Here is a 23,449-nt window from a genome sequence, read left to right as displayed (position 1 = left end):
ACTAGGGTCAACTATTATGAGTCACTCGCAAACCCCAATAATAAAAGTCCAGGATCCTATTTAGGAGCCTGGACTTTCTTTATATCATTCATTAATTTGAGGTTTGCGGGACTGGTTCTGACTCTGTCTGGTACAACTTGCGTCCTATAATCGTTTGGAAAACTAGGAACAAGCCGCCGATTGCCCAGTAAACAGGTAATGCAGCTGGTGCGTTCAGCGAAATAATTAAAATCATTATCGGTGACAATAGACCAATTAGCTTCATTTGCTTTTGTTGTGATTCCGGTACGCCTATTAAAGACACTCTATATTGAACAAAGTACAAGGCACCTGCAATCAGCGCCATAGCGATATCAGGCTCACCCAGGTTAAACCATAGAAAAGTGTGAGTGGCTATCGTCTCTGAACTTCTGATCGCGAAATAAAAGCCCATTAGAATTGGCATTTGCAGAAGCATTGGAAGACACCCCATATTAAGTGGGTTCACTCCATGCTTTTGGTACAGAGCCATCATTTCCTGTTGCATCTTTTGGCGATCTTCAGGAGAAGCTTCTTTCATTCGGGCTTGAATATCATCCATTTCAGGCTTCATTCCAGCCATTTTTACTTTCATTTGCTGTTGGTTCTTATACATATTCAGCATAAGAGGCATCAGTACAAGTCGAATGATTACGGTGAGGATAATAATAGCTATACCATAGCTACCTCCAGTAATCGAAGCCGCTAACTCAATAGCTTTGGTGAAAGGTTCGACAAATAGATTGTGTAGGAACCCATCTCCTCCATCACCTTGACTTGAACATGCTGATAAGACAAATGCTGTCACAATTAAAAGTAAACTTGATTTCCATAAAGCTTTCATTCTAATTTCATCCTCCTCAATAGTCGATTATTACGGTAGCAATCGAGTATTGAGGTAATCTTCATCATCGGGCGAACTTTCTTGTCTCCCTACTGTTTTGCAAAACCAGCGGATAAAATGATCACTAGGCTTCACGCCACTATTGGTATGAGACGGTAAGTGAATATTCGTTTGTTTAATAGACCAATCTTTTGAGAAGAGGTTGGCAGTATCACTAACAATTGAACCCCACACTCTGTTGAACGCAAGGGATAAGAACAAGCTTACGTAAAACGAATAAAGAAAAGGGTCATTCACTAAATCTATATCCATAAGATATTCGATGACCATATTCATGTAGCTGCCTCATTTCTAAAATTGAATCTCTCCTAGATACGGACCAAACATCATTTCGTTTCATCTTTCTTACTATTAAGTCTACTACTTTTTTTATTTGTAAACAACCAGCCTCAAAAAAAGCCCGTCCTGCTCGGGGGCAGAACGGGCTTTATATCTAAAGTCTATTAACCTTCTAGCAGAAGGTTATAAGGGTCTTCTAGCATTTCTTTAATTCGGACAAGGAACTGAACAGCTTCTTTACCATCGACAATACGGTGGTCGTAGGAAAGAGCAATGTACATCATCGGACGAACTTCAATAGAATCATCCGGCATAACCATTGCACGTTTTTGGATGTTATGCATTCCTAAAATACCCACTTGAGGAGCATTTATAATAGGTGTGGATAGCATAGATCCAAAGATTCCGCCGTTTGTAATCGTGAAGGAACCACCTTGAAGCTCATCTAAAGATAGCTGCTTATCACGCGCACGTTTGCCGAGTCGACCAATTTCTTTCTCGATTCCGGCAAACCCAATACGGTCAGCATCACGAACAACAGGTACAACAAGACCTTCATCCGTCGAAACCGCCATACCAATGTCATAGAATTTCTTCATAACAATTTCATCGCCTTGGATCTCAGCGTTAAGAAGAGGGAATTCTTTAAGAGCACCAACAACTGCTTTTGTGAAGAAGGACATAAACCCAAGCTTTACATCATGTTTCTGTTGGAATTGGTCCTTACGCTCTTTACGAAGGTTCATAACAGCTGTCATGTCTACCTCGTTGAACGTTGTAAGCATAGCTGCTGTTTGCTGTGCTTCAACAAGACGCTTAGAAATCGTTTGACGACGACGTGACATCTTCACGCGTTCAACCGGCTTATCGAATTCTGTTTTCTCAGAAGACTTCTGCTCTGATTTCTTCTCTTTCTTGCTGTCTTTTTTAGAACCTTTATCTTCTTTAGATTGATTGGCTGCTGCTTCTACATCTTCTGGACGAATGCGACCAAGAGGATCATTCGGTTTAATATCGCGAAGGTCAATACCTAGTTCGCGTGCTTTTTTACGGGCAGCCGGAGAAGCTACAATCTCTTTATTTGGATCTTGCTTTTCTTCATCCTTCTTATCTTCTTTCTCTGAAGCTTTTTCTTTGCTGTCTTCGGAAGATTCCTGTTTACCATTATCAGACGACTTTTCTTCTTGCTTAGACTCTTCTTGACTCTCTTCGTCAGAGTCCGAAGATTCAGATTCTGACGAACCGCCGCCTTCGCCGTTCTCATCTACTTTTGCAACGGTATCGCCTACTTCAACGTCGTCTCCTTCCTCTACTAGAAGTTCGGAGATGACACCTGTGAAATCAGAGTTTACTTCAACATTTACTTTATCAGTTTCAAGTTCAAGGATCGCATCGCCTTTTTCAACGGAGTCGCCTTCTTTAACAAGCCACTCTGCGACCGTGCCTTCTGTAATGGATTCTGCAAGTTCTGGTACCTTAATTTCCTTCATTGGAATCTCCTCCTTTAGATAGCTTCAGTGCTTCTTGGATGATTCTATTCTGCTCTGTTTTGTGAATGTTTGGTTCACCTACAGCTGGTGAAGAACGTTTCGGACGACCAATATATTTAATTTCATGGGTGTCATTTACAAGCTGGTAGAGGGTTTCTTTAACAAAGTCCCATCCACCCATATTACGAGGTTCTTCTTGAACCCACACGACTTCTTCAATGTTTGGATACTGCTCTAAGATCTCCTGAAGTTGCTTTTCTGGGAACGGATAGATCTGTTCTACACGAGCAATGTGCAGCCAATCCCAGTTTTGATCTTCATTTTCAATTCGGTCTTCTAAGTCAATCATGACCTTCCCGCTTCCAATAACAAGGCGCGTCACTTTATCTTCGTTTTCCCCTAAACCACGCTGAGGTTTAAGTGGCTGGAATTGACCTTCACTAAACTCCTTGCCTTCTGAGGCAACGCGTTGGTTACGGATCAAGCTTTTCGGTGTCATAAGGACGAGCGGACGTGCTGCGTCTTTCCCACCAATTGCAGCTTGGCGACGAAGCAAGTGGAAGTACTGAGCTGAAGAGGTTACATTAGCAACCGTCCAGTTGTACTCTGCGCTCATGGTTAAATAACGCTCTAAACGGGCGCTTGAGTGTTCAGGGCCTTGCCCTTCATAGCCATGAGGTAACAACATGACAAGACTTGATTTCTCTCCCCATTTTGCACGGCCTGCTGAAATAAACTGATCAATAATGACTTGCCCTGCGTTAGCGAAGTCCCCGTACTGGGCTTCCCAAAGCACAAGAGCTTCTGGAGCTTGCACACTATACCCATACTCAAATCCAAGCACACCCGCTTCATTTAACGGACTGTTATAGATATCAAAGGAAGCATTGGCTTCTTCTAACCCGTGCATCGGGCAGTACGTAGACCCGTCTTCCACATCATGTAGAACTAGATGACGGTGAGCAAACGTTCCTCGCTGGCTATCTTGTCCAGTTAAACGGATAGGTTTGCCATCTTTTAATATAGAAGCAAATGCAAGAGATTCTCCTGTTGCCCAATCTACTTTATTTCCTTCTTCTAGTACATTCTCACGACGTTGCAGGATCTTCTCAAGCTTCTTAAAGCCGTTGAAACCTTCAGGACGTTCTAGTAAATCTTTATTCAATTTCTTTAAAACGTCTAATGATACGGCTGTATCAATCGCGTTTAATCCAGTAACCATTTCTTCTGGAACATCTTTTGCGTCTTGGTCACCAGTTTCATTCTCTTTCATATTTTCATACGTTTGTCGAAGATTCTGGTCGACCTCTTCTTTCACCTGATCGAAGTAACCATCTTCAATGACACCATCATTTTGTAATTGCTCAGCATACACTGCAGCTACAGTTGAATGGTCATCAATTTCAGAATACAGTTCAGGCTGAGTAGCGCGAGGCTCATCCATTTCGTTATGGCCATAACGGCGATAACCAACTAGATCAATTAAGAAGTCTTTATGGAACTTCTTACGGTATTCATAGGCTAATTGCATCGCAGATAAACATTGAATCGGATCATCTGCATTTACATGGATAATCGGAATCTCATACCCTTTTGCAAGATCACTTGCATAACGAGTAGAGCGCCCGTCTTTTTGAATCGTTGTAAATCCAACCAGGTTGTTCGCAATAATATGAACTGCTCCACCTGTCCGATACCCTGGCAGGTCACTCATATTAAGCGTTTCAGCTACTACCCCTTCACCAGGGAATGCTGCATCACCATGGATAAGAATAGAGAAAGCTTTCTCCGTATCCTGTTCAGACCAGCCACGTTCTTCACGATCATCTTGTGCAGCACGTGAGAACCCTTGCACGACCGGATCAACGAACTCAAGGTGAGACGGATTGTGGGAGAGCGTTACACGCGTTGTGCGCTCTTCTTTCTCAACATCACGACTTGCACCAAAGTGGTACTTCACGTCCCCTGTCCAACCATAGTTAATGCCCATTGATCCTTCAGAAGGGACAAGCTCTTTATTAGGAGCATGGTGGAATTCAGAGAAAATGCGATCATACGGCTTACCTAAAACGTGAGCTAAGACATTTAAACGGCCACGGTGAGCCATTCCCATCATAACGTGCTCCATTTTTTCTTCCGTTGCTGCCTGCACGATATGATCAAGCATCGGTACCATGACATCGAGCCCCTCAATAGAGAAACGCTTTTGAGCCACGAACGTCTTCCCTAAGAACTGCTCAAATCCTTCTACCTGAGCAAGGAGCTTAAGCACTTGCTTTTTACGATCTTCATCAAAATCGACTTGATACGTTCCGTTTTCAATCTTGCCTTGTAACCACTTGCGCTCTTCTTCATTGTGAACATGGTCAACTTCAAATGAAATACGACCAGCGTATTGATGCTTCAATGTTTGAATAGCTTCCAATCCGTTTGATACTTGACTAGGCGCTTCAGGCCAAATCCAGTTCGCTGGAATGGATTTCAAGTCATTTTCCGACAAATTATATGTTTTCGGATCGAGAAGCGGTGAATAGCGCTCGCGTCCTCGACCAACGGCATAAACTTCAGCCTCTAAATGACCGGAACGACGAATAGCCTCAACTAATTTCAATGCTGAGGTCACCTTCTGGATATCTCCAGCAGATGGCCCTTCAGAACCTTGTTGGCCCTGTCCGCCTTGTATCCACTCTGGAGCACCATATTGTTCAAACACCTCGCGAAGAGATGAATCGACCCGCTCTGGATCTTCTAAGTATAAATCGTACTGCTCTTCGATGTACCCCATATTGGGGCCATGAAACTGTTCCCAAATGTTTTCGTTAGACCCTTTGTTCGACACTGTTTACTACCCCCATTAGAAGTTCGCGTTCTGTGACGTAAACGTTTGCAAACTCACCTTCTATTATAATTTTTTTCCGTTTTCTTCTTCAACTACTTTACCCTAGTTTTTTTTAAGAAAACAAAAAAATTTGAAAAAGATTCTAAAAAAAGTACAAATGTACGGAATATTGTACACTTGTACCTCTTGATTTTTCAAGTTTTATTCTTCATCTTCTCCAACCATGTAAGCTCGATTAAAAAGTTCAAGCTGACTATCAAGCTCTTCTTCACTTGGAGCACGCTTTACGTAATGGTAATTTCCATGCTCATCCTGGACCCTTGCTTTCAGATTATCTTTTAGATGAAGATCTAAAATTTGATGCAATCTGGATTCGATATGGGCATCATAAATCGGGAACATCAGCTCGACCCGCTTCTCCATATTCCGTGTCATTAAATCGGCTGAGGATAAATATATATTCCCTTCCCCATTTTTGTGAAAGTAATAAATCCTGCTATGCTCTAAAAAACGACCTACAATGCTTCTGACACGAATGTTTTCACTAATACCTTTAATTCCTGGGCGAAGACAACAAATTCCTCGTACAATTAAATCAATTTGCACTCCTCTATTCGAAGCTTCATACAACTTTTTGATAATGACTTTATCTGTCAGGGAATTCATTTTAGCAATAATACGACCATTCCCATATTTCTGATGGGCCTCAATTTCCTCATCAATGTGGTGAACAAGGTCGCGACGAATATCAAAGGGTGCCATCGAAATATGATGATAAGCTGGCTTCTCCGTATATCCACTTAAGTAATTAAAGAAGTTCGTAGCATCTATACCAAACTTACGGTTGGATGTAATCAACCCCATATCGGTATAAAGCTTGGCGGTTTGGTCGTTGTAATTCCCCGTACCAAGATGAACGAATCGTTCAATCTGGTGCTTTTTCCTACGTACAACAAGGGTAATTTTACTATGAGTTTTCAAGTAGTTCATACCGTATATGACGTGACAACCTGCTTTTTCAAGTTCTTTGGCCCATTGTACGTTATTCTCTTCATCAAATCGAGCCTTTAGCTCCACAAGCACCGTTACTTGCTTCCCATTCTCAGCCGCCCGCTTTAATCCTTCAATAATCGGGGAACCGCCACTGACCCGGTAGAGAGTTTGTTTAATCGCCAGGACATCCGGATCATCCGCTGCATCCTCCACGAAGTCCACAACAGGTTGAAACGATTCGTAAGGGTGATGCAGGAACACATCTCGTTCCGAAGCGAGTTCAAATAAGTCCTCATCAGACCCTACATCTTTCGGTGGTTGGGGAATTAACGCTTCGTACACAAGGGAGTCATTGTATTCTTCCATATCTTTATAAAATTTAAATAAGAACGTAAGGTCAAGTGGGCCGTCGATTTCATATACATCCTTGCGATGAATTTCTAATACATTTAATAGAAATTCAAGAAGCTTCGGATCATACGCATCACGTTTGATCTCTAAACGCACTGCAGCTCCCCATTTTCTCTTCTTAAGTTCTTTCTCAATTTCTTTTAATAGGTCTCTGGCACCTTCTTCATGAATCGTCATATCTGCATTACGGGTAATGCGAAATTCTGTAACAGACTTCACCTTGTACCCTTGAAACATCTTATATATAAAATGACTAATGATGTCTTCAAGCATCATGAACTTGCGCGTGCCCTCTTCATCTACTTCTAGCTCAATATACCGGTCTAGTACAGCGGGTACCTGCACAATTGCCGTCTTCTCTGCCGGCTCCTCTTCATCAAACGTATCTTCAAGAACCACTGCGATGTTAATACTTTTATTTAACAGCATGGGAAATGGTCGATAAGCATCAACCGCCATTGGGGTTAAAACAGGAAAGACTTGTTCATCAAAATATTGTTCCATGGCATCAAGTTGCATAGTAGACAGCTCGTCCATGGCTACAAAGGTAATTTGATGTTCTTTTAACATCGGTAATAATACATGTTGATACGTCGAATACTGCATATCAACAAGCTTATGATTCTTCTCAGAAATTTTGGATAGCTGCTCTTTAGGGGTAAGGCCTGCTTTATTCTCCGGCTTATTAAAACCCGCTTTCACCTGGTCTTTTAAACCGGCTACACGAACCATAAAGAACTCATCCAAATTCGAGCTAAAAATCGCTAAAAATTTAAATCGCTCCATTAACGGATTCCGTTTATCTAATGATTCCTGCAGCACCCGTTCATTAAAGGCTAACCAACTTAATTCACGATTATTATAATAACGCGGATGATCTAATTCCATTTGTTCCATGTTCTCCTCACCCTTTCATCCAAAGTCGACATATGTATTCACTCATAGTTTATCAAAGGTTTATAATCGTAGTATTAACTAAATATGAACCTCATGTTAACTTTTCACTTCTCTTTACCACACACTAGTCTATGTCAATCCACCAAAACCTAATACACTTCATCGAGGTAAAGTACTACATCGTGTCAGACACCCTTCATCACGGTGAACAACCACAGCATCATTGGGGTTGTGAGGGTATGAAAAAGGGGTAGCGTTGGCGGCTACCCTTTTTGTGTGAATGTAATGTTAACACGCATTTTAATTGCTTTCTCGAGGTGTTTCTTCTGCTTTTCGACCTGGTATTCTTCAGCCATTGGGTCTTGATTACAGAAGGCGACGATATTGAGATCTTCTCCTTTTACTTCTACATGTAGATCTTCTACAACACTTCTCCTTGTGGAGTCGAAGCTATAGGCAAACTTCGTCAATGCGCCGAGCGTTTTAATTTTTTTCTTCTCTTCTTTTAAGAACCAATGTTTATAAGGATGAAGGTACTGCTTAAAAATAGGTTTACTCTTATAGGAACCTACAAGAGCTAACATCAATCGTTCTTTATGCATAAGTCCATCTATGGTTCGATTAGCAAGTAGATAGAAAGTATGCTGGGAACTTGATTCGGAATCAATGTACTCCCCTAAGTTAAATACAAATGCGCCGCGTTTCAACAACGTGACATCTTCTCTTGTTAAATGACTCACTTCCGCTTCTTGCAATTCATCAAACAGAATCTGTGCTAAATGAGTTACCTGATGAACGTGCTTGTAATCAATGTTATAGTCGATCGCCAATTCATTGAAGCTCTCTTCTAACACATCAGGGAACACGGAAATATTAAAGTCTTCCATAAGCTGTTCATAAAAGACTCCATCTCTCAGTCCTTTGCGACTTAATATAAACGAAGTGGCATCGGTGACTTCATATAAGGAATGAAAGACTTCAATAGTTGGAAGGATAATGTCTGCCCGGTCCTTTGATAACCCTTCAACCTTCTGTAACTTCTTAAATGACAACGTAAGTAAATAACTCTTAATAAAGCTCATGTCATGTTCAAACATTCTATACTGGTGAAGGCCTGCTAAGGGGTAGCTCTTAAGCGACTGGTCAATCTGCACCATGTTACGAGCACTTCCGCCAATCCCGATAACAGGTACACGTTTACCCTCGAGCCACGACAAGGATTTGAACTGATCCATTAAGTATTCTTTAACATCTTCCATTTCTTTCGGCGTTGGTACATCATCTTTCACAAACATTTGTTTCAACGTCAATGCACCGAAGGCAAAGCTGTGAGAATGCTGGATCTCCTTATTCTTATAATACGTAACCTCCGTACTTCCTCCACCGATATCGACCGTAATGCCCTCCGAAAGAGCGGTGGAATTCACTACAGCGAGATAACCATAATACGCTTCCTCTTCTTCAGAAAGGATTCGTATTTCGTGACCAATCTCATCTTTCACTCTCTTAATAATCGTATCCTGGTTTAGAGACTGGCGGATTGTTGCTGTAGCCACAGCCAGCAGCTGTTCTAAGTCATACGTGTCCGTCACTTTCTTAAAACTTCTTAAGATCGATAGTAGATGATCAATCCCTTCTTCTCTTAAGTTTAAGTCCTCACCAAGATAATTCCGAAGACGTGCCACTGCTTTAATATTTTCGATTTCTTTAAAGCGACCGCTCTCACTCCGCTCATAGATGACTAATCTTACTGTGTTCGAACCTATATCTATAATCCCATAATGCTGCTCACTCACCGGAAGACACCCTTTTCTAACAATGAAATTTCCACCATTATAGCATAAGAACTATCTTTATCCTTTACTGAATGTCCAATCTTTGATGTTTACTCTATAACTCTTCCCCTCTCCTATGTCTCCCTTTTCCCTAGTGAAGCCAAAACAAAAACCGGAGCATCTAGATGCCCCGGCTTCCCTATTCATTACCTGTTTAGCAAACTACCTACATAGCGCAGCAGTTCATTTGCAGAACTTGAGTTGTACCCATATCCTTCTACAAGTGTGGCTACTACTTCATTCACTTTCTTCAATTGTTGCTCATCTGGTGTTTTCGTCGATGTCGTAATCTTGACGACATCTTTCAGGTCAGCAAACAACTTCTTCTGAATCGCTTCTCGTAAACGTTCGTGAGACGAGTAATCGAACTTCTTCCCTTTTCTAGCATAGGCTGAGATCCGAATCAAAATCTCCTCACGGAATGCTTTCTTCGCGTTCTCTGATATGCCGATTTGTTCTTCAATCGAGCGCATTAGCTTCTCGTCTGGATTCAGCTCTTCCCCTGTTAACGGATCACGAAGCTTCGACTTGTTGCAATACGCTTCAACGTTATCCAGATAATTGTCCATAAGTGTTTTCGCAGATTCTTCATACGAGTACACAAAGGCTTTCTGCACTTCTTTCTTTGCAATTTCGTCGTACTCTTTACGAGCCACCGAAATAAAGTTCAAGTAACGCTCACGGTCGTCTTTAGAGATCGACGCATGACTTGATAGACCTTCTTTTAGCGAGCGCAACACATCGAGTGCGTTAATAGACGTCATTTCCTTCTTAATAATTGTTGAAGAGATTCGGTTAATCACATAACGAGGGTCAATACCACTCATTCCCTCATCATGATGTTCATGGCGCAGTTCCTCTACGTCTACATCACTAAAGCCCTCTACGGTCTCACCATCATATAAACGCATTTTCTTCAATAAATCTACGTTATTCTTATTAGAATCTTTGAGACGCGTCATAATGGTAAACATCGCAGCCACTTTTAATGTGTGAGGAGCAATATGAACATCTCGAATGTCACTCTGGTTAATCATCTTTTCATAGATGCGTTCTTCCTGCGTGACTTTTAAATTATATGGGACTGGCATAACAATCATACGAGAATGAAGGGCCTCGTTCTTCTTGTTCGAAATAAACGAGCGGTACTCCGATTCATTCGTATGGGCAATGATCATTTCATCAGCTGAGATCAGCGCAAACCTTCCTGCCTTAAAGTTTCCTTCCTGCGTCAAAGAAAGCAAGTGCCATAAGAACTTCTCATCACACTTCAGCATTTCCTGGAACTCCATAATCCCCCGGTTTGCTTTATTCAGTTCCCCGTCAAAACGATACGCTCGCGGATCAGACTCAGAACCATACTCCGCAATCGTGGAGAAGTCAATGGAGCCCGTTAAATCGGCGATATCCTGAGACTTCGGATCTGATGGACTAAAGGTTCCAATACCTGTACGCTTATCCTCTGAGAAGAATATACGCTCAACAGGCATATCCTCAATTCGACCTCCATATTCCTGCTCAAGGCGCATTAAATTAAGAGGCGATAAATTCCCTTCAATACGAACCCCAAATTCCTCAGAGAAATCTTCCCTTAGGTGTTGCGGAATCAAGTGCAGCGGGTCCCCGTGCATCCCTTTAGACACCCACTATAATCGTTGATATGACGGGCTTTCTTGTTTAAGAGTAACACAAGTCTTTAAGAGATAACACCTTCGAGTTTATCTTTAATTGGTTACAATAATCCTCCAATGCATTTTGCCTTCTGGAAGAAACGGTATACCAAATCAGTACAGGAATGGAATCATAATTTTCCTTAATGAGATTGAAAAGTACACGATAACGATCTATTTTTTCTCGGTTGGTTTTCATGGTCTGTGTATTATCAATTTCTATAAAGTGATGATTATGGTTTTTGATGAAAGAGGCATCTGATACTAGCGTGGTTTCTTCTCCGTTATATGGAAAGTCCACAGATGCTTCGTTTTTCCATCCCTTTGGTGTACCTAAGTAAATATACAGGTCATTTCTCATTAATGTATGCGCTAAATGTGCTTTGTCTTTTAGAGCTTTCCCACTGCCTATTTTCTCTTTCCCTTTATGGGCGACATAATAAATCTTCTGATCCATTCGAAGGGATTTGATGGATCCGTCATCCTCCATATTCGCCAGTATGCGATTCGCATTACGATCCCCCCCTAAGTTATTTATAACTTGCAGCTGTTTCCGTGTGGCGATCCCAAGCTTATCTAAATTTGATAGGATTTTCTCTTCCCTTTCCATTCTCTGCAGGTGCTTTAACATCTACGTGTTCCTCCAATCTGCTCCACATCTCTTCTCTGGAGATATAAGGCACTTGAACAAGGTGCCGATCTACAGTGCGATATATAGCTCTTCCTTTTGTATCAATTTCTTCTGCACCTAATTCATCTAAAGCAACCTTAGACATGGTTCCATTTTCCAATCTGAATGAAATTTTAGCTGATGAATTGGCCTTTATCTGCCTATCCAAAACGTCTCCTGTTGGATACTGGGTGCAGAATATCTGTCTCAAACCAATACCCCCTGAGACACGAGCGATATAACTCATTGTTCGTTGACAGTTTTCCACCCATTTCTTCTCTTGGTCTGTCATGCTCTTGTTTTTCATAAGCTCCCCAGCTTCATCAATAATGACAAACTTACGCTTTGGTAAATCTGTATCAGTTATATTTTCAATATCATTTAGCTTGAAATCTGACATATCACGTTTGATATCAGAGGTGATTAGGTCCATTAAATCGCTGGATTCTTTATAGTCCCCAGCAACCCCCCTCACTTGTTTCAATGATTTAAACTTATTGAATGCTAACCCACCCTTAAGATCAAAAATATAAAATTCAACATCATCGCCATGTTGTTCGATTAGATACGTTAGTAGTACTTTAAGGAAGATCGTTTTCCCCCACCTAGTAGCTCCGGCGACCGTCATATGAGGTATCTCATCAAAGTCATGCCATATCATTCCTTTGTAGGACAAGCCTATTGGTATTTTCCATCCCTCAGAAGGTAACAAGTCTTTATAGTTCCATTGTTTCGGCAGACGTTTTTTGAATATCCATATAGACATCACTTTCTCGCCAGACACCTCCACTGGATATCCTAAAGCTTTAGAAAGGGCATCCGCCATGCCCTCTTCCACTTCTAAGCCAACAGGCAAATTGTAGTCATACCGTGTGAACATAGGGGACATGTGTTTCTTCCAAAATTCCGGCCACAACACTTCTTTATTTCGCTTCAGATTAAAACCCGTGTTTTTAAAATAAAGCTCAATGATCTTTCGTTCGCTCATTTTCCCTTGTACTTTAGGTAGAAAAGCTAATCCCGCCAACGCTAAAGGTCCAATGTATTCAATCACATTAAAAACCTCCAGGAACCTTTGATCACCCATTTTCCGATTAGGTAAGCATATATCCCAATCATTCCAAGCTTCACTGCTTTGTTATTTACTTTAATCCAACCTTGCCCCTCCATCCAGTACACTCCGATTAGAACAACGCCTAAACCACCCATCAAAATATACGCTTCATCAAGGTTGATAATGTTGTTATCCAAGTTAAAATTAAAGCTTCCACCGAGTGTTGGTTTATTCAAGAAATCGTTAAATTTTATAGTTTCCATAGGACCCGAAACCTCCATTTTTAATTCAGCAAACAAGCTATTCCTTTTTCACGATCTCGCTCGTCTTCGCGGTCTTCCCTTTGCCCTCTCCTTCCCTTTTCGCTTTTTTAGCGCTTGTAGCAAATAAGAAAAATAACCTTTAGGACGCTCTTCTTTTGTTGATTTAACAGGATTGGATTGTTCTTTGGAAACGTCTTGGCTATACCATTCCAAGTTCCATTCTTCGGCAATGTTCTTAAGTTCATAGTAGGCTGTATTCCGATAGAATGCTTTCGCCTCTTCCGTTAGTTCAATTAAACCATTCTTTTCTTCCTTCAATTTGTCTAGTGCAAAGGCAACCTTATGCATATTCATATCCATCTTCATCTCTCCCTTCCTGGTGTCTGATATATCTATATGGGCTTATAGCTTGCTTCTTTACTAATTTGATGAAAAAAATTGAACTAATTTAGTGAAGGACATAAAAGTAATGTGTGGAATACCCTATGTAGGTGATGATATGAAAAGTAATATTAATTATTGGATCGAGAAGAGAGGGTATAAAAAGAAGTGGGTCGCTGCTCAATTAGGGGTAAGCCAAAACGTTTTTTCCAGGTGGGTAAATGATGGTGGGAAACCTTCGCTTGAGAAGGCTTTTGAACTGGCAGACCTTCTAGAATGTAATGTTGATGATCTGTATGTTCGCACAAAAAAAGCCCCTCCGAAATAATGGAGGGGCGACCTTTATATGATATCCACTTCTGTAATCCCATTCAGATGTATATGACAACGTTCTTTAGACCTCTGATCAATTCCGGTAAGTTTCTTATCCATACGATTGATCACCGAGATCTTCACATCAGAAAAACTATAATCAAAGCCATTATGGTGCTTGATCCGTACCGTGAGATGATCTGTTAATGCTCTCTGAAGCTTAAAATCAATCTCCACAGCCTGATCATCTGCAAGCATCCCCTTTTCTACACGCTCATCTTCTTTCCAAACTTCCTTCACCATCTCTACATGTTCTGGTAGCATCAACGATGTCCACTTTATTTTTCCTCTGTCCCTTAATCGATCATCATTCATCCTTATCCCACCTTCTTTCGGAGGGGGCCAATGGAAAGTATATTGCCTCTTTTAAACTTCCTTAGCTTATTTCGGTTTAAACAATACCCAAGAATAAAAGAATCATCTATATCTAAGACTTTAATATTCCTTTGAGAGAGTTGGCCATCTTTCGATAAATAAATCATCTCGAGTACTTCTTGGTTTTTCTTTGCATTAGCCAGCATACCTTTCATTCGACTTCCCTCCTCGTTTCATTAAACGAACATTTGTTCTTATTATACCCAATTCATTTTACCAAGTAAACAAAATCTCGCTTACAATTTTTATCATAATTTGAAAGGAAGATGCTGTATAATTATTGAATAGTTACATTAGACTGATACTAAGGAGTGGTAAATTTGGAAAATGCACACCATGTAGTTGAGCATGAATCACCAAAAGAAAGCCGTTTTGACGGTCTTACTGTAGAAGGAGCAATTATTAAGTTCTTTGCATCCCTTCTTACTTCTCTCTCATTAGGGCTTTTATATCCAGTAGCTGTAGTCTGGAAAGAAAACTGGGAAACTAAGCATACTGTAATCGATGGGAAACGATTACGTTTTACAGGAACCGTAGCAGGCATGTATGGACTTTGGTTTAAAATTTGGTTTTTAGGCATTATTACATTAACTATTTATTTTTGGTTCGCGGCTTCTAAGGTACGAAAATGGAAAGTGAACCATACTCACTTTGATTGATTTACATAAACAGCTCTCTCCTGAAGGAGGGGCTGTTTTTTAAATAATACTTACTAAAATTGAATTTCTGCACGATTTCAAAATATTGGAGGGATACTTTACTTTTGAGAAGAATGTAAGTAATTATAAAAGGAGGTGGAACTTCATATGTACCTAACTCAAGTTTCTGTAAAAGAATACATCGAATTTGTGAGAGCTAACGAAAAGTTTTTTGACAAGTCAGATGGTAACCCAACGTTAAGAGCTGGTATGAAAGAAATAGCAAAAAGACTATCTTACGACCCTGATTATACCGAAGAACATAAGCATACAGATCTCGAATACTTAATGGAAAGGGCTTTCTTTACTCGATAGTTTTATCCCCCCTCAGCCAAAAAGCTGAGGGGATTTTATTTACTTCTTGTCCAATGCTCTCACAATCATTGCTGCCACTTGGGCGCGTGTTGGTGACTCATTTGGTTCTGCTCCGTCCGTCAAACCAAGTTCATAGGCTCTCTTCCATTCTTCCGCAATTGACTTAGGGGCTTCTTCGAATTCACGCATGTTCTCCACCTCCACTAATTTGGATTCAGTTCGATCACCATAAATACCATCCACCGCTAAACCATAATCTTTTTGAAAAGCCATCACTGCTCGTTTAGTAGTAGGACCATAATCACCGTCTGCACCATATTTACCTAGATCATATCCAATATCGATTAATCTATTTTGCAGCTGTTTTACCTTCGAACCACTCATTCCTTCTTCGAGATAATCAGCTAACAAGTGAGTAGGCCTTTCCCCCTGGGATAGGTCATACCAGGTAAGCCCGCCTGTTAATTCGAGATGAGGATAATCTTTAAAAGATGACCAGTCCCCGCCCCAGGAGAATCCCATTGACTTACCAATTTCTGCTACCCTGCACCAGTTATCATTGACTGACCAAGTTGCTTCAGATCCATCCCAAGTAGTTAAGAAGTAGTCAATAGCCAAACCATAGTTGTGAACAGATTGACCAGGTTTTGCGTGACTAACAATAGACATCCCGGGCTTGCTATAATCAACACCATTATATCTATAGTTAGATCTTCCTTTACCGTACTGATAAGCCTGATCTTCAAAACTTCGGAAACCAGAACTGATCTGAACGTTAATCCCTTCGGCATACGCTTGACGCACTAATTCTAATGCTTTGTTTAATACAACGGAATGTACAGCTCCCATGTTCTTGATAGAACGATCGATTAAAGTTTTTAAAGACACCCTCATCTATTTCAACCCCTTTTCTTTAAGGGCATTTTTCTGTTCTAACCCCTTTTTACTTACAAAAGTATTTTTCCAAACTGCGTATGCACCACTAATAAGCATGACTGCAGCCACTATTACAGCGCCAAATGCATCAATGCTCGCTTCTGTTAGCCATTGGAATTTGATATTCAGGGTAGCCAAGAAACCCATAATTGCACTTAAAAAACCGACAACCAGTATACTGAACTCTTTTGCTTTTTCCTTCATGAACATTTCCTCCTTACAGATTAGTTAAATATGGCCACAAAAAAGCGATAGCTGATATAGCTACCGCGACCCAGGCTGGCATATTTCGTTTCCAATTATCTTTCTCTTGTACAATGCGTTCCACTTCACTTTTATCCGCTTTCCCCTGTAATAATTCTTTGCTTGCCTTGTTTTTAAGTTCTTTCTCTACTTCTTCAATATCTTCTTCATTTCGCTTAGATCTTCGATTTGCTTCGTTAGCCGTTTCTTGTGTCTTTTCAACTTTTTCTTTCACATCCAGTACATTATCTAATTTCTGACTTTGCTCCGCCACTGACACTTTTACATCCATGAGTAACGTCATGAACTTCTCCATGTCCTCCACTTCCTTCTGCTCCGGCATGACTGACCCCCTAACACCTAATTAAATCTTACAATTATAAAACCACCATTATTTGCAGGACAAGTACTAAAAGTTTAAAAAACTAAGGAAATCACCTCCTAAAAAAAGCACCCCTGAAACGGGATGCTTTAATACTCGGCTATACATCGATGCCTTTTTCTTTTAATCGTTTTCTTGCGTATAAATTAGCAGCTGACGTTGAAAATTCCTCCCAATCCTGGAACTGAGTGGTTTTCTTAACGTGTTCATCTAATTCTGAGCTGTCTGTTGAGTCTAAATCTTCTTGTGTATGAATACTCACAGGGCTAGAATCAAAAAACTCCTCTATTGTATTGTACTGAGTGTAGCTCTGCATAAAGTCATTTGTAAATATCTCTCTGAATTTATGCTCGCCTTTTAACACTTCTTGAATTTCTTTCTGTATGCTTGCTAACTGTTTCTGAATATCATTAATCGGAAACACCTCCCTTCTTTCGTATTATTTCGACACAAGGGAGATATTTCCTATTAAAAATATTTTCAAGCAATTGCCTCCCCATTCCCCTGAAAGCTCTGCATATAGTTTTGTTGCTACTATCTGCTAATTACTTAAGATAGCAAACTCCTCTTTTTCCATACCATAAATCTCCGCAATATCATCCTCTTGACGATCTGCGAGATAATTGGCTGTAGTTGAAACATCCTCATGGTGAGCCAATGATTTGAGTTTCTCTAGTGGAACACCACTTCTAGATAAATTCTCTAACCTACTATGGCGTAGACAATGGGGGTTAATGGGAATTCTTCTTTTTTCTTTTTTTATTAGAAGTTCCTCAAAATAGGTACACCAACCATTAAACGCACCCTTAGTTACCACTTGACGTTTTCCGTTCTTATGAACTTTCACAAATAGTTCTGATATATCATCTTCGCCTCGATCTTGAAGGTAATTTGTTATTAATTCTTGTACTTCTGGAGTATAATAAAGACGGAATTTCTTTTTACGTTTCCCTGTAACTGAATTCGTATAAAAATTTGTTGTAAGACCTTCTTTTCTGACTTGATGCACTTCAGCTTTTCTTGCAGCGCTAATGTAACTAAGCATCAAGTATGTAGCACGCATCCAGTCATTTTTTCGAATAAGTTCAGCTTTTAGCCATTGAATCTGATTATCGCTTAAAAAAACTATTTCTCGTGTTGGATTTTTTGGCAATCCTTTAACTCTGGAGCCGACATTATATTCATAATTATAGTCATCATCAAATGAACAAAACTCAAGCAATGATCTTAGGCTACTCATGATACGGTTCACCCTAGAGTGAGACATACCTCTTTCTTGAAAATACATAGACAAATTACGAATTTCTTTTCTTGTTAGTTCTATAAAAGACTTGTTATCATGCTCTTTCATCAGTATATAAGCGTGTATTCTTAGGTCATACCAATATTGTTCAATTGTATTTTTAGATTTTCCTTCAGACTTTTTCTCAACTAAAAAATCGTCAATTGTATGCTTGTTTTCCTCTGAAACTAAATTTCTATATTATTGAGGATCTACGATGCTACGCATAATTTCTCTCCTTTTACCTTTTAATAAAGCATCCACTAACTAGTTAGTGGATGCTTCGTATATATTACCTGTAATTATCTTGTATTCCTCTGAAGAAATCTTGCCATTGATTACAAATTGTTTAATACGATCCTCATTATTGTATACTTCATAATCTTGCGTCGCAAAAGCAAACCAATCCACCTATAAAACCCCCTTGTTCATTAAATCGAATACCAAGTCCGATTGTTGTTTTTGAAGTTTTGATTGTTTAGAGGTTTCTTGTAGATGAGTTAATAATGCTTGTTGCTCCTCTTCTGATATATTCAACTCTTTACGGTACCACTCTATAATCGTGTCTAAGTTAGGATTGTTCATGTCTATACCTCCCACCCATTAACTTTGGCTGCTAGAAGTAATTTATAAACCTGGGGCTTTAAAATCGAAATCTCTGTACCGTGGTCAGATAATTTGCTATAAGCACTTTGAATTGACGATTTTAACGACTGATTATACCAAACGGGCACCTCTAACACATTTGCGGTAAAGTCGTGTTTGTCTAGGACTTCGTAGGTGACGGTGTAGGTTGCGTTAGGGTCGTAATCTGATGCAGGAATTTCTGCATAAGCGCCATATGAATTAGAAACGCCGTCATTAGTGTACGCCTTCCACTTAGTATCCCCATCGACGTTTTTATAAATGGCGATTATCCTATTAGCTTTTCTCTCTAGCTTGGAAGGGGCTAAATTGGAAAAGTTTCTATTTATAAACCATCGCCCATCTGAATATTGAATAGGATTAGCTTCCTCCCGCACAATCAAACCTTCACCAATCTCAACTTGTGCGCTATCTTGAATACTCAAATCACCTTCCACATAAGGGAAATCAATGCCCTCTACAAGCGTTTCAGGCTCGGCTAATTCGTAGGATAATTTATACGGGGTATACCCGCTTGCCATATTAGCCGGATTAGCTACGAAAGCAGCCGTTTGCGTTGCAGGTATTGTTGTACCGTCTACAATAGATACCCATGAGTGAGTCGTGCCATCGCCCGTGTATTTCCATCCGTTGAAGTAGCCTTTAATCATGTCGGATGTTGGTGTCATTGCTTCTGTCCAACCGCTATCATTGTCTGAAACGGTAATCCAAAGATAGTTGTCGGTTGAGTGGAGGTCAAACAAATCTCCTTTATCTAATGATGAAGTGAATTGATTTAATATTTCACCGTCATATTTCTCTAATTTTTGTGATTGGCGACTATAACCAATCATGTTAATTTTTACTCGTTTAAACCCACTATATTCGGATTGAAAGCTCCACGAAAACGAACCATCCAACGTTACACGCTCAACCCACTTCCGAATCTCCCACCGATTCTTCGCTTCATTGCGGAATAAATTATCTCTTTTATCGCTTAACGGTAAGCCTGCAAGCGTGCATTGTGCGTAGAGGTAGCTGTCGTTTTTCGGTACGAATGGTTTTGGTTCTGTGCCTAGTGTGAGCATGGGTTTAATTTCTTCTAAGTCTTCTGGCGTTATTGCATTGTCGTTGCTGTCTTCAATGGATATTTTATAAAATACAGCGTTAGTCGGTGTCGTAAAAGTAGCACCTCCTGAGCGATAGAGGTCTGAGCTGATAAAACTTTTATTTTCGTTGTAATAATAGATCAAATAAACCCTATAACCACTATTGACTGATACAGTATAAGTTTGATTAGGTGCTATACTGTGGTAATCGGTTGTTAAAATACGACTTGGATCAGATCCTTTAGCACCGACAGCATTTAAATGCCCTTGTTCCCATTCACTTACATTTGTAGGAATTAACTGACTTCCGCTCACACGCACATAAGGATTCTCAACACTCTGCATCCCATCCACATCAGGAAACATGCGCTCAACGTCTGCATCACTCAAAGAAACGCCTATTTTATCTGAAACTTCTTGGGTGATAGTGTAAGCTCTTAATTCCTCGAAAGTGTGTGTGCCAGTTGTGGTACAAGACAATAAAATTTGCATACTAACTGCACCAGACGGTGTGGTAAATTTAGATTGTTCTGCTGTACTGTAACTTTCAGGTCTAGTTCCAACTTCTGCCCCACCACTATCTCTAAATATAATAGATAATTTTCCGTTATGAACAAGTCGCAAGAGGTAATTTTGGTTTTCTTTAACATTAATAAATATACTGTTAATTTCTTTTGAGCCACTTGTATTTTCGTGAATTATCTTTTTGTCATTACTAATCGTTACATTTGAATGTAAACTCCAATCGCTATGGTTAAAATTGACTACATTATTAACCAACGTATTCCCATAAAATTCAACTTTCAATGAGGAGGGCTGATCACTCTTGATTACATTTGTGCCGTGGGTGAGGACGGATTTCTTTCGTGCTTGTTGAGAGAATTCCGCTGCGACGTTCTGCAGCTTGCCGGATAATACGTTTTGACTACTCTCTAGCGTGGAATGTTCTGCATCCAAACGAGCTTTAAGGGTGTCGTACGTAGTTCCATCCTCTCCAACACGCGCTTGTTGTGTTTCCGCTAACTGGTCCCCACCTGCAACTGCTTGATCTAACTGATCTTGCACGACTTGCGCATATTTTTTAGAACGTTTATCCATTATAGGATCAAATGGCATTTACCACACCCCCCAAGAGCTTCCGTGATTCATAAATACCTCGCCAGTATCCATAATTACCAATGTCGCTCCTTTTTCTTCCGGCACAGCGCTTGGGTATGGTTCAGTCGATAGGATACGGTACTCAACAAAACTCCCCGTTAGTTGAGTATTAGCCGGGCTACTTCCATCTAAAATACCATCTACTTTTTGGTTCAATGCATCTAGCTTCGCTTCTAATTTCTCTACATTAACTTCCCTTGGATCAATAGGGGCCCCGAATTTATCCGTGATTTTTGCATGCCTGGCTCCGTCACTACCGCTAGACGGTTCAAATTTCTTCGAATAATTATTCCACTGTTGAGGACCGGGTCGATTGCGAACATCTTCAATCAATTCACTGTTTTGATATTTTGTTAAATCAATCGCCATATTTTAACCCTCCTTATAAAAGACTTAAGCAACATACTCCTGGTCCGTAATTTCCGCAAACTGCGACTCAGTAATGACGTTTAACTTAACTGCTTGCTTGACTTGATCTAACGACCATAATCTTTCTCCCTGTACAAATGTATTGTAAAAGCGATTAATGCTAGCAAACCAATCCATCAGGAAGCACCCCCCTTTAAGTTCATTACTTCAAATGCAAGTGAAGATAACTCTTTGCTCTGATCTTCTACCTGATTTTTTAATAACATGTTTTCATACGCTTTCTGAGCATCGCTTTTCAAGAGCTCATCTACAATTTGCTCGTTAGACTTGCCCGATACTACCTTAGCACCTCCAAAAGTGCCATCAGGCAATCTAGGCTTTACAACAATCCCATTTCCCATTAATCAAGCACCCCCGAAATTAGTTTAATAGCTTTATCAGCTGCTGGATCGTCACGCCTAAACTCGACTTTTAACATAATTGAGCTCTTCACGGATCCTGCATCATAAACAAATTCATCTTCTGTTAAGACCTCATTGATATTAGCCGAATTCGATAAGTTCATAGGTTGGTAATTCTCGACCTCTCCGTCATTCACCATGGAGATATGAGCATTCACATTAAGGTCACCTAGCTCTTTTTGGAGCCATAAAACCAGACTCTGAGCTTGTCCTTCAGGAGGGAGAACCTCATACCTTATTACTCCTGAATTAACTGGTGTTTCATTTAAGTTTTTATTTACATTTACTGTCTTAGAAGATGTGAAACCGTAAGAATCGGTCACTTTAACGGTAAGCGTATTAGTTCCCTCTTCTAAGTTAACGAGTGGAATATCAAATTCAAATGCTCCTGCAGCACCTTCATGCACTCCGACTGCACTATCATCATTTAACACGTATTCAACAGAGACATTATTACCTTCAGCATCTGATGTTGTTCCACTAATAGTAATCTTTTCATGATTTAACAATTCAGATTTCTCGCTAAATTGGTTTAGAGAAACTGAAGGCGCTCTATTAGGAACCACATAAAATGTCCGTGTTTCAACAGTAGATTTTCCGCCTTGGTCATCCTCCGACCACACTTTAAGCGTGTGCGCTGTCCCTTCGGCCAATTCGCCACTTACCGCCGTTTGTCCGTCGTACAATTTTGCTAGGCTCATCGAAAGCTGCTTGTTGTACGAGATCGGCGTGCTGCCGTCGGAAATGCCGGATGTAATGGCGCGCGCTGTTCCGTTATTAATCTGATATTTTACGCTTACCACGTTGCCATTGTCATTGTCCGTAGCTTGACCGCTTAGGGTGAGCACGTCACCTTCGTACAAGGTCGTGCCATTTGACGTTGAGAGCGTGATTTGTGGATCAGCGTTTTGTATTACGTCATACACCGGCGAATAACGGTAACTCGATTTCGCGCCCGAATTATCGTAAGCTGCCGCGCGGAATTGTACTTGTGTGTAATCAGGTTCTTGCTGTATCGATACTGTTCGCCGCGTTTGATTGCTATCATCGTTCGCTCCTTTTAACCATGGTCCATCGTTGTAAGACCACTGAACCTCATATGTTACGGTATCGCCATCAGGATCGCTAGAAGGTCCGAACTCAAGAACCGCATAATCTCCACCTCTGAGTTTTGTTGATGAAGATGGTTTTGTGAAAGCCCCCGGCGTGCTTGGCGCGGAATTTGTTTGCACGTACTCTTGGCGGTCATACCGATACCAATAACCGTTATATTTTCCGTCATCGGGGTACGCATTTCGGTTCGTAGATGAATTTTCCGTAACATAGCTACCTTTTCGCTCTTCGAGAACCGAAGCCTCTGCATCCGAACCGTATTGTTCAACGTAAACCGGTGACCCCGCCTTACCGCTTTCCAAAGCAAT

General features: G+C 40.5%; 26 protein-coding genes and 2 pseudogenes. 3 read left to right on the top strand and 25 right to left on the bottom strand.

The window, feature by feature from the left end; translation table 11 throughout:
* Positions 1-91: 91 nt before the first annotated feature.
* The 11 genes and pseudogenes from yidC to QNI29_RS03680 all read right to left on the bottom strand — a co-directional run bounded on the left by yidC (position 92) and on the right by QNI29_RS03680 (position 13,683).
* Positions 92-862: a membrane protein insertase YidC gene (yidC, locus tag QNI29_RS03730; RefSeq protein ID WP_231418542.1), complete on the bottom strand. Its 771-nt coding sequence runs from the start codon at positions 860-862 to the stop codon at positions 92-94.
* A gap of 30 nt (positions 863-892) precedes the next feature.
* Positions 893-1,198, bottom strand: coding sequence for a hypothetical protein (locus QNI29_RS03725; RefSeq protein ID WP_231418541.1), 306 nt, complete (start codon positions 1,196-1,198; stop codon positions 893-895).
* Between the two features lie 167 nt (positions 1,199-1,365).
* Positions 1,366-2,691: a 2-oxoglutarate dehydrogenase complex dihydrolipoyllysine-residue succinyltransferase gene (gene odhB / locus QNI29_RS03720; RefSeq protein WP_231418540.1), complete on the bottom strand. Its 1,326-nt coding sequence runs from the start codon at positions 2,689-2,691 to the stop codon at positions 1,366-1,368.
* A complete protein-coding gene (locus QNI29_RS03715; RefSeq protein ID WP_284526776.1) occupies positions 2,678-5,530 on the bottom strand; it encodes a 2-oxoglutarate dehydrogenase E1 component in 2,853 nt (950 codons plus the stop codon). Before QNI29_RS03715 ends, odhB begins: the two co-directional genes overlap by 14 nt.
* 201 nt (positions 5,531-5,731) lie before the next feature.
* A complete protein-coding gene (locus QNI29_RS03710; RefSeq protein ID WP_255688652.1) occupies positions 5,732-7,831 on the bottom strand; it encodes an RNA degradosome polyphosphate kinase in 2,100 nt (699 codons plus the stop codon).
* 263 nt (positions 7,832-8,094) lie between these two features.
* Positions 8,095-9,627, bottom strand: a complete 1,533-nt coding sequence (locus QNI29_RS03705; RefSeq protein ID WP_231418539.1) for a Ppx/GppA family phosphatase — start codon at positions 9,625-9,627, stop codon at positions 8,095-8,097.
* Between the two features lie 185 nt (positions 9,628-9,812).
* A pseudogene (locus QNI29_RS03700) lies at positions 9,813-11,297 on the bottom strand (PrkA family serine protein kinase); the annotation flags it as partial.
* Positions 11,298-11,343: 46 nt separating this feature from the next.
* Positions 11,344-11,967 carry a replication-relaxation family protein gene (locus tag QNI29_RS03695; protein ID WP_231418538.1) on the bottom strand — a complete coding sequence of 208 codons (624 nt, stop codon included), beginning with the start codon at positions 11,965-11,967 and terminating at the stop codon, positions 11,344-11,346.
* Positions 11,909-13,060 (bottom strand): FtsK/SpoIIIE domain-containing protein, encoded by a 1,152-nt coding sequence (locus QNI29_RS03690; RefSeq protein WP_231418537.1) that lies wholly within the window; start codon positions 13,058-13,060, stop codon positions 11,909-11,911. Before QNI29_RS03690 ends, QNI29_RS03695 begins: the two co-directional genes overlap by 59 nt.
* Positions 13,057-13,323: a hypothetical protein gene (locus QNI29_RS03685; RefSeq protein ID WP_231418536.1), complete on the bottom strand. Its 267-nt coding sequence runs from the start codon at positions 13,321-13,323 to the stop codon at positions 13,057-13,059. The genes QNI29_RS03690 and QNI29_RS03685 overlap by 4 nt, the downstream gene beginning before the upstream one ends.
* A 48-nt stretch (positions 13,324-13,371) precedes the next feature.
* Positions 13,372-13,683 (bottom strand): hypothetical protein, encoded by a 312-nt coding sequence (locus QNI29_RS03680; RefSeq protein WP_284526775.1) that lies wholly within the window; start codon positions 13,681-13,683, stop codon positions 13,372-13,374.
* A 139-nt stretch (positions 13,684-13,822) separates the two neighbouring features.
* Here QNI29_RS03680 and QNI29_RS03675 point away from each other — a divergent pair, with 139 nt between their 5' ends.
* Positions 13,823-14,032 (top strand): helix-turn-helix transcriptional regulator, encoded by a 210-nt coding sequence (locus QNI29_RS03675; RefSeq protein WP_231418534.1) that lies wholly within the window; start codon positions 13,823-13,825, stop codon positions 14,030-14,032.
* A 14-nt stretch (positions 14,033-14,046) separates the two neighbouring features.
* On the opposite strand, the gene QNI29_RS03670 is transcribed toward QNI29_RS03675, so the two are convergent.
* Both QNI29_RS03670 and QNI29_RS03665 read right to left on the bottom strand, forming a co-directional pair.
* Entirely contained in the window at positions 14,047-14,391 is a 345-nt protein-coding gene (locus tag QNI29_RS03670) for a YolD-like family protein (protein ID WP_231418533.1), read from the bottom strand.
* 2 nt (positions 14,392-14,393) lie between these two features.
* Positions 14,394-14,606, bottom strand: coding sequence for a hypothetical protein (locus QNI29_RS03665; RefSeq protein WP_231418532.1), 213 nt, complete (start codon positions 14,604-14,606; stop codon positions 14,394-14,396).
* A gap of 165 nt (positions 14,607-14,771) precedes the next feature.
* Here QNI29_RS03665 and QNI29_RS03660 point away from each other — a divergent pair, with 165 nt between their 5' ends.
* Positions 14,772-15,110, top strand: a complete 339-nt coding sequence (locus tag QNI29_RS03660; protein ID WP_231418531.1) for a DUF898 domain-containing protein — start codon at positions 14,772-14,774, stop codon at positions 15,108-15,110.
* 147 nt (positions 15,111-15,257) lie between these two features.
* Positions 15,258-15,464: a hypothetical protein gene (locus QNI29_RS03655; RefSeq protein ID WP_231418530.1), complete on the top strand. Its 207-nt coding sequence runs from the start codon at positions 15,258-15,260 to the stop codon at positions 15,462-15,464.
* Between the two features lie 39 nt (positions 15,465-15,503).
* Here the strand turns inward: QNI29_RS03655 and QNI29_RS03650 are convergent, their stop codons facing one another.
* From QNI29_RS03650 to QNI29_RS03595, 12 genes and pseudogenes are all read right to left on the bottom strand, one after another.
* On the bottom strand, positions 15,504-16,358 hold the full coding sequence (locus QNI29_RS03650; protein WP_231418529.1) for a peptidoglycan-binding protein: 855 nt from the start codon (positions 16,356-16,358) through the stop codon (positions 15,504-15,506).
* On the bottom strand, positions 16,359-16,604 hold the full coding sequence (locus tag QNI29_RS03645) for a phage holin (RefSeq protein ID WP_231418528.1): 246 nt from the start codon (positions 16,602-16,604) through the stop codon (positions 16,359-16,361).
* A 13-nt stretch (positions 16,605-16,617) separates the two neighbouring features.
* Complete coding sequence (locus QNI29_RS03640; protein WP_231418527.1) at positions 16,618-16,986, bottom strand: hypothetical protein; 369 nt, start codon at positions 16,984-16,986, stop codon at positions 16,618-16,620.
* 139 nt (positions 16,987-17,125) lie between these two features.
* Positions 17,126-17,449: a hypothetical protein gene (locus QNI29_RS03635; RefSeq protein ID WP_231418526.1), complete on the bottom strand. Its 324-nt coding sequence runs from the start codon at positions 17,447-17,449 to the stop codon at positions 17,126-17,128.
* A gap of 117 nt (positions 17,450-17,566) precedes the next feature.
* Positions 17,567-18,508 (bottom strand): annotated as a pseudogene (locus QNI29_RS03630) (tyrosine-type recombinase/integrase); the annotation flags it as partial.
* Positions 18,509-18,574: 66 nt separating this feature from the next.
* Positions 18,575-18,718 carry an XkdX family protein gene (locus tag QNI29_RS03625; protein ID WP_231418525.1) on the bottom strand — a complete coding sequence of 48 codons (144 nt, stop codon included), beginning with the start codon at positions 18,716-18,718 and terminating at the stop codon, positions 18,575-18,577.
* Positions 18,719-18,892, bottom strand: a complete 174-nt coding sequence (locus QNI29_RS03620) for a hypothetical protein (protein WP_231418524.1) — start codon at positions 18,890-18,892, stop codon at positions 18,719-18,721.
* Positions 18,893-18,894: 2 nt separating this feature from the next.
* Positions 18,895-21,105, bottom strand: a complete 2,211-nt coding sequence (locus QNI29_RS03615) for a hypothetical protein (RefSeq protein WP_231418523.1) — start codon at positions 21,103-21,105, stop codon at positions 18,895-18,897.
* Positions 21,106-21,156: 51 nt separating this feature from the next.
* Entirely contained in the window at positions 21,157-21,567 is a 411-nt protein-coding gene (locus QNI29_RS03610) for a hypothetical protein (protein ID WP_231418522.1), read from the bottom strand.
* Positions 21,568-21,591: 24 nt separating this feature from the next.
* Positions 21,592-21,744 (bottom strand): XkdX family protein, encoded by a 153-nt coding sequence (locus tag QNI29_RS03605; protein WP_231418521.1) that lies wholly within the window; start codon positions 21,742-21,744, stop codon positions 21,592-21,594.
* On the bottom strand, positions 21,744-21,968 hold the full coding sequence (locus tag QNI29_RS03600; RefSeq protein WP_231418520.1) for a hypothetical protein: 225 nt from the start codon (positions 21,966-21,968) through the stop codon (positions 21,744-21,746). The genes QNI29_RS03605 and QNI29_RS03600 overlap by 1 nt, the downstream gene beginning before the upstream one ends.
* Complete coding sequence (locus QNI29_RS03595) at positions 21,968-23,443, bottom strand: Ig-like domain-containing protein (protein ID WP_231418519.1); 1,476 nt, start codon at positions 23,441-23,443, stop codon at positions 21,968-21,970. Before QNI29_RS03595 ends, QNI29_RS03600 begins: the two co-directional genes overlap by 1 nt.
* Positions 23,444-23,449 lie beyond the last annotated feature (6 nt).

Origin of the sequence: Pontibacillus chungwhensis, from assembly GCF_030166655.1 — a bacterium.
Classification (GTDB): domain Bacteria; phylum Bacillota; class Bacilli; order Bacillales; family BH030062; genus Pontibacillus.
The sequence above is the reverse complement of the archived record's forward strand: the minus strand, read 5'-3'. Positions and strand labels throughout refer to the sequence as shown.

Bases quoted from the DNA above. Each gene is read 5' to 3' on its own strand.
- yidC (WP_231418542.1), bottom strand. From the start codon at position 862: ATGAAAGCTTTATGGAAATCAAGTTTACTTTTAATTGTGACAGCATTT.
- QNI29_RS03725 (WP_231418541.1), bottom strand. From the start codon at position 1,198: ATGAATATGGTCATCGAATATCTTATGGATATAGATTTAGTGAATGAC.
- odhB (WP_231418540.1), bottom strand. From the start codon at position 2,691: ATGAAGGAAATTAAGGTACCAGAACTTGCAGAATCCATTACAGAAGGC.
- QNI29_RS03710 (WP_255688652.1), bottom strand. From the start codon at position 7,831: ATGGAACAAATGGAATTAGATCATCCGCGTTATTATAATAATCGTGAA.
- QNI29_RS03695 (WP_231418538.1), bottom strand. From the start codon at position 11,967: ATGTTAAAGCACCTGCAGAGAATGGAAAGGGAAGAGAAAATCCTATCA.
- QNI29_RS03685 (WP_231418536.1), bottom strand. From the start codon at position 13,323: ATGGAAACTATAAAATTTAACGATTTCTTGAATAAACCAACACTCGGT.
- QNI29_RS03680 (WP_284526775.1), bottom strand. From the start codon at position 13,683: ATGGATATGAATATGCATAAGGTTGCCTTTGCACTAGACAAATTGAAG.
- QNI29_RS03675 (WP_231418534.1), top strand. From the start codon at position 13,823: ATGAAAAGTAATATTAATTATTGGATCGAGAAGAGAGGGTATAAAAAG.
- QNI29_RS03670 (WP_231418533.1), bottom strand. From the start codon at position 14,391: ATGAATGATGATCGATTAAGGGACAGAGGAAAAATAAAGTGGACATCG.
- QNI29_RS03665 (WP_231418532.1), bottom strand. From the start codon at position 14,606: ATGAAAGGTATGCTGGCTAATGCAAAGAAAAACCAAGAAGTACTCGAG.
- QNI29_RS03655 (WP_231418530.1), top strand. From the start codon at position 15,258: ATGTACCTAACTCAAGTTTCTGTAAAAGAATACATCGAATTTGTGAGA.
- QNI29_RS03650 (WP_231418529.1), bottom strand. From the start codon at position 16,358: ATGAGGGTGTCTTTAAAAACTTTAATCGATCGTTCTATCAAGAACATG.
- QNI29_RS03645 (WP_231418528.1), bottom strand. From the start codon at position 16,604: ATGAAGGAAAAAGCAAAAGAGTTCAGTATACTGGTTGTCGGTTTTTTA.
- QNI29_RS03640 (WP_231418527.1), bottom strand. From the start codon at position 16,986: ATGCCGGAGCAGAAGGAAGTGGAGGACATGGAGAAGTTCATGACGTTA.
- QNI29_RS03620 (WP_231418524.1), bottom strand. From the start codon at position 18,892: ATGAACAATCCTAACTTAGACACGATTATAGAGTGGTACCGTAAAGAG.
- QNI29_RS03610 (WP_231418522.1), bottom strand. From the start codon at position 21,567: ATGGCGATTGATTTAACAAAATATCAAAACAGTGAATTGATTGAAGAT.
- QNI29_RS03605 (WP_231418521.1), bottom strand. From the start codon at position 21,744: ATGGATTGGTTTGCTAGCATTAATCGCTTTTACAATACATTTGTACAG.
- QNI29_RS03600 (WP_231418520.1), bottom strand. From the start codon at position 21,968: ATGGGAAATGGGATTGTTGTAAAGCCTAGATTGCCTGATGGCACTTTT.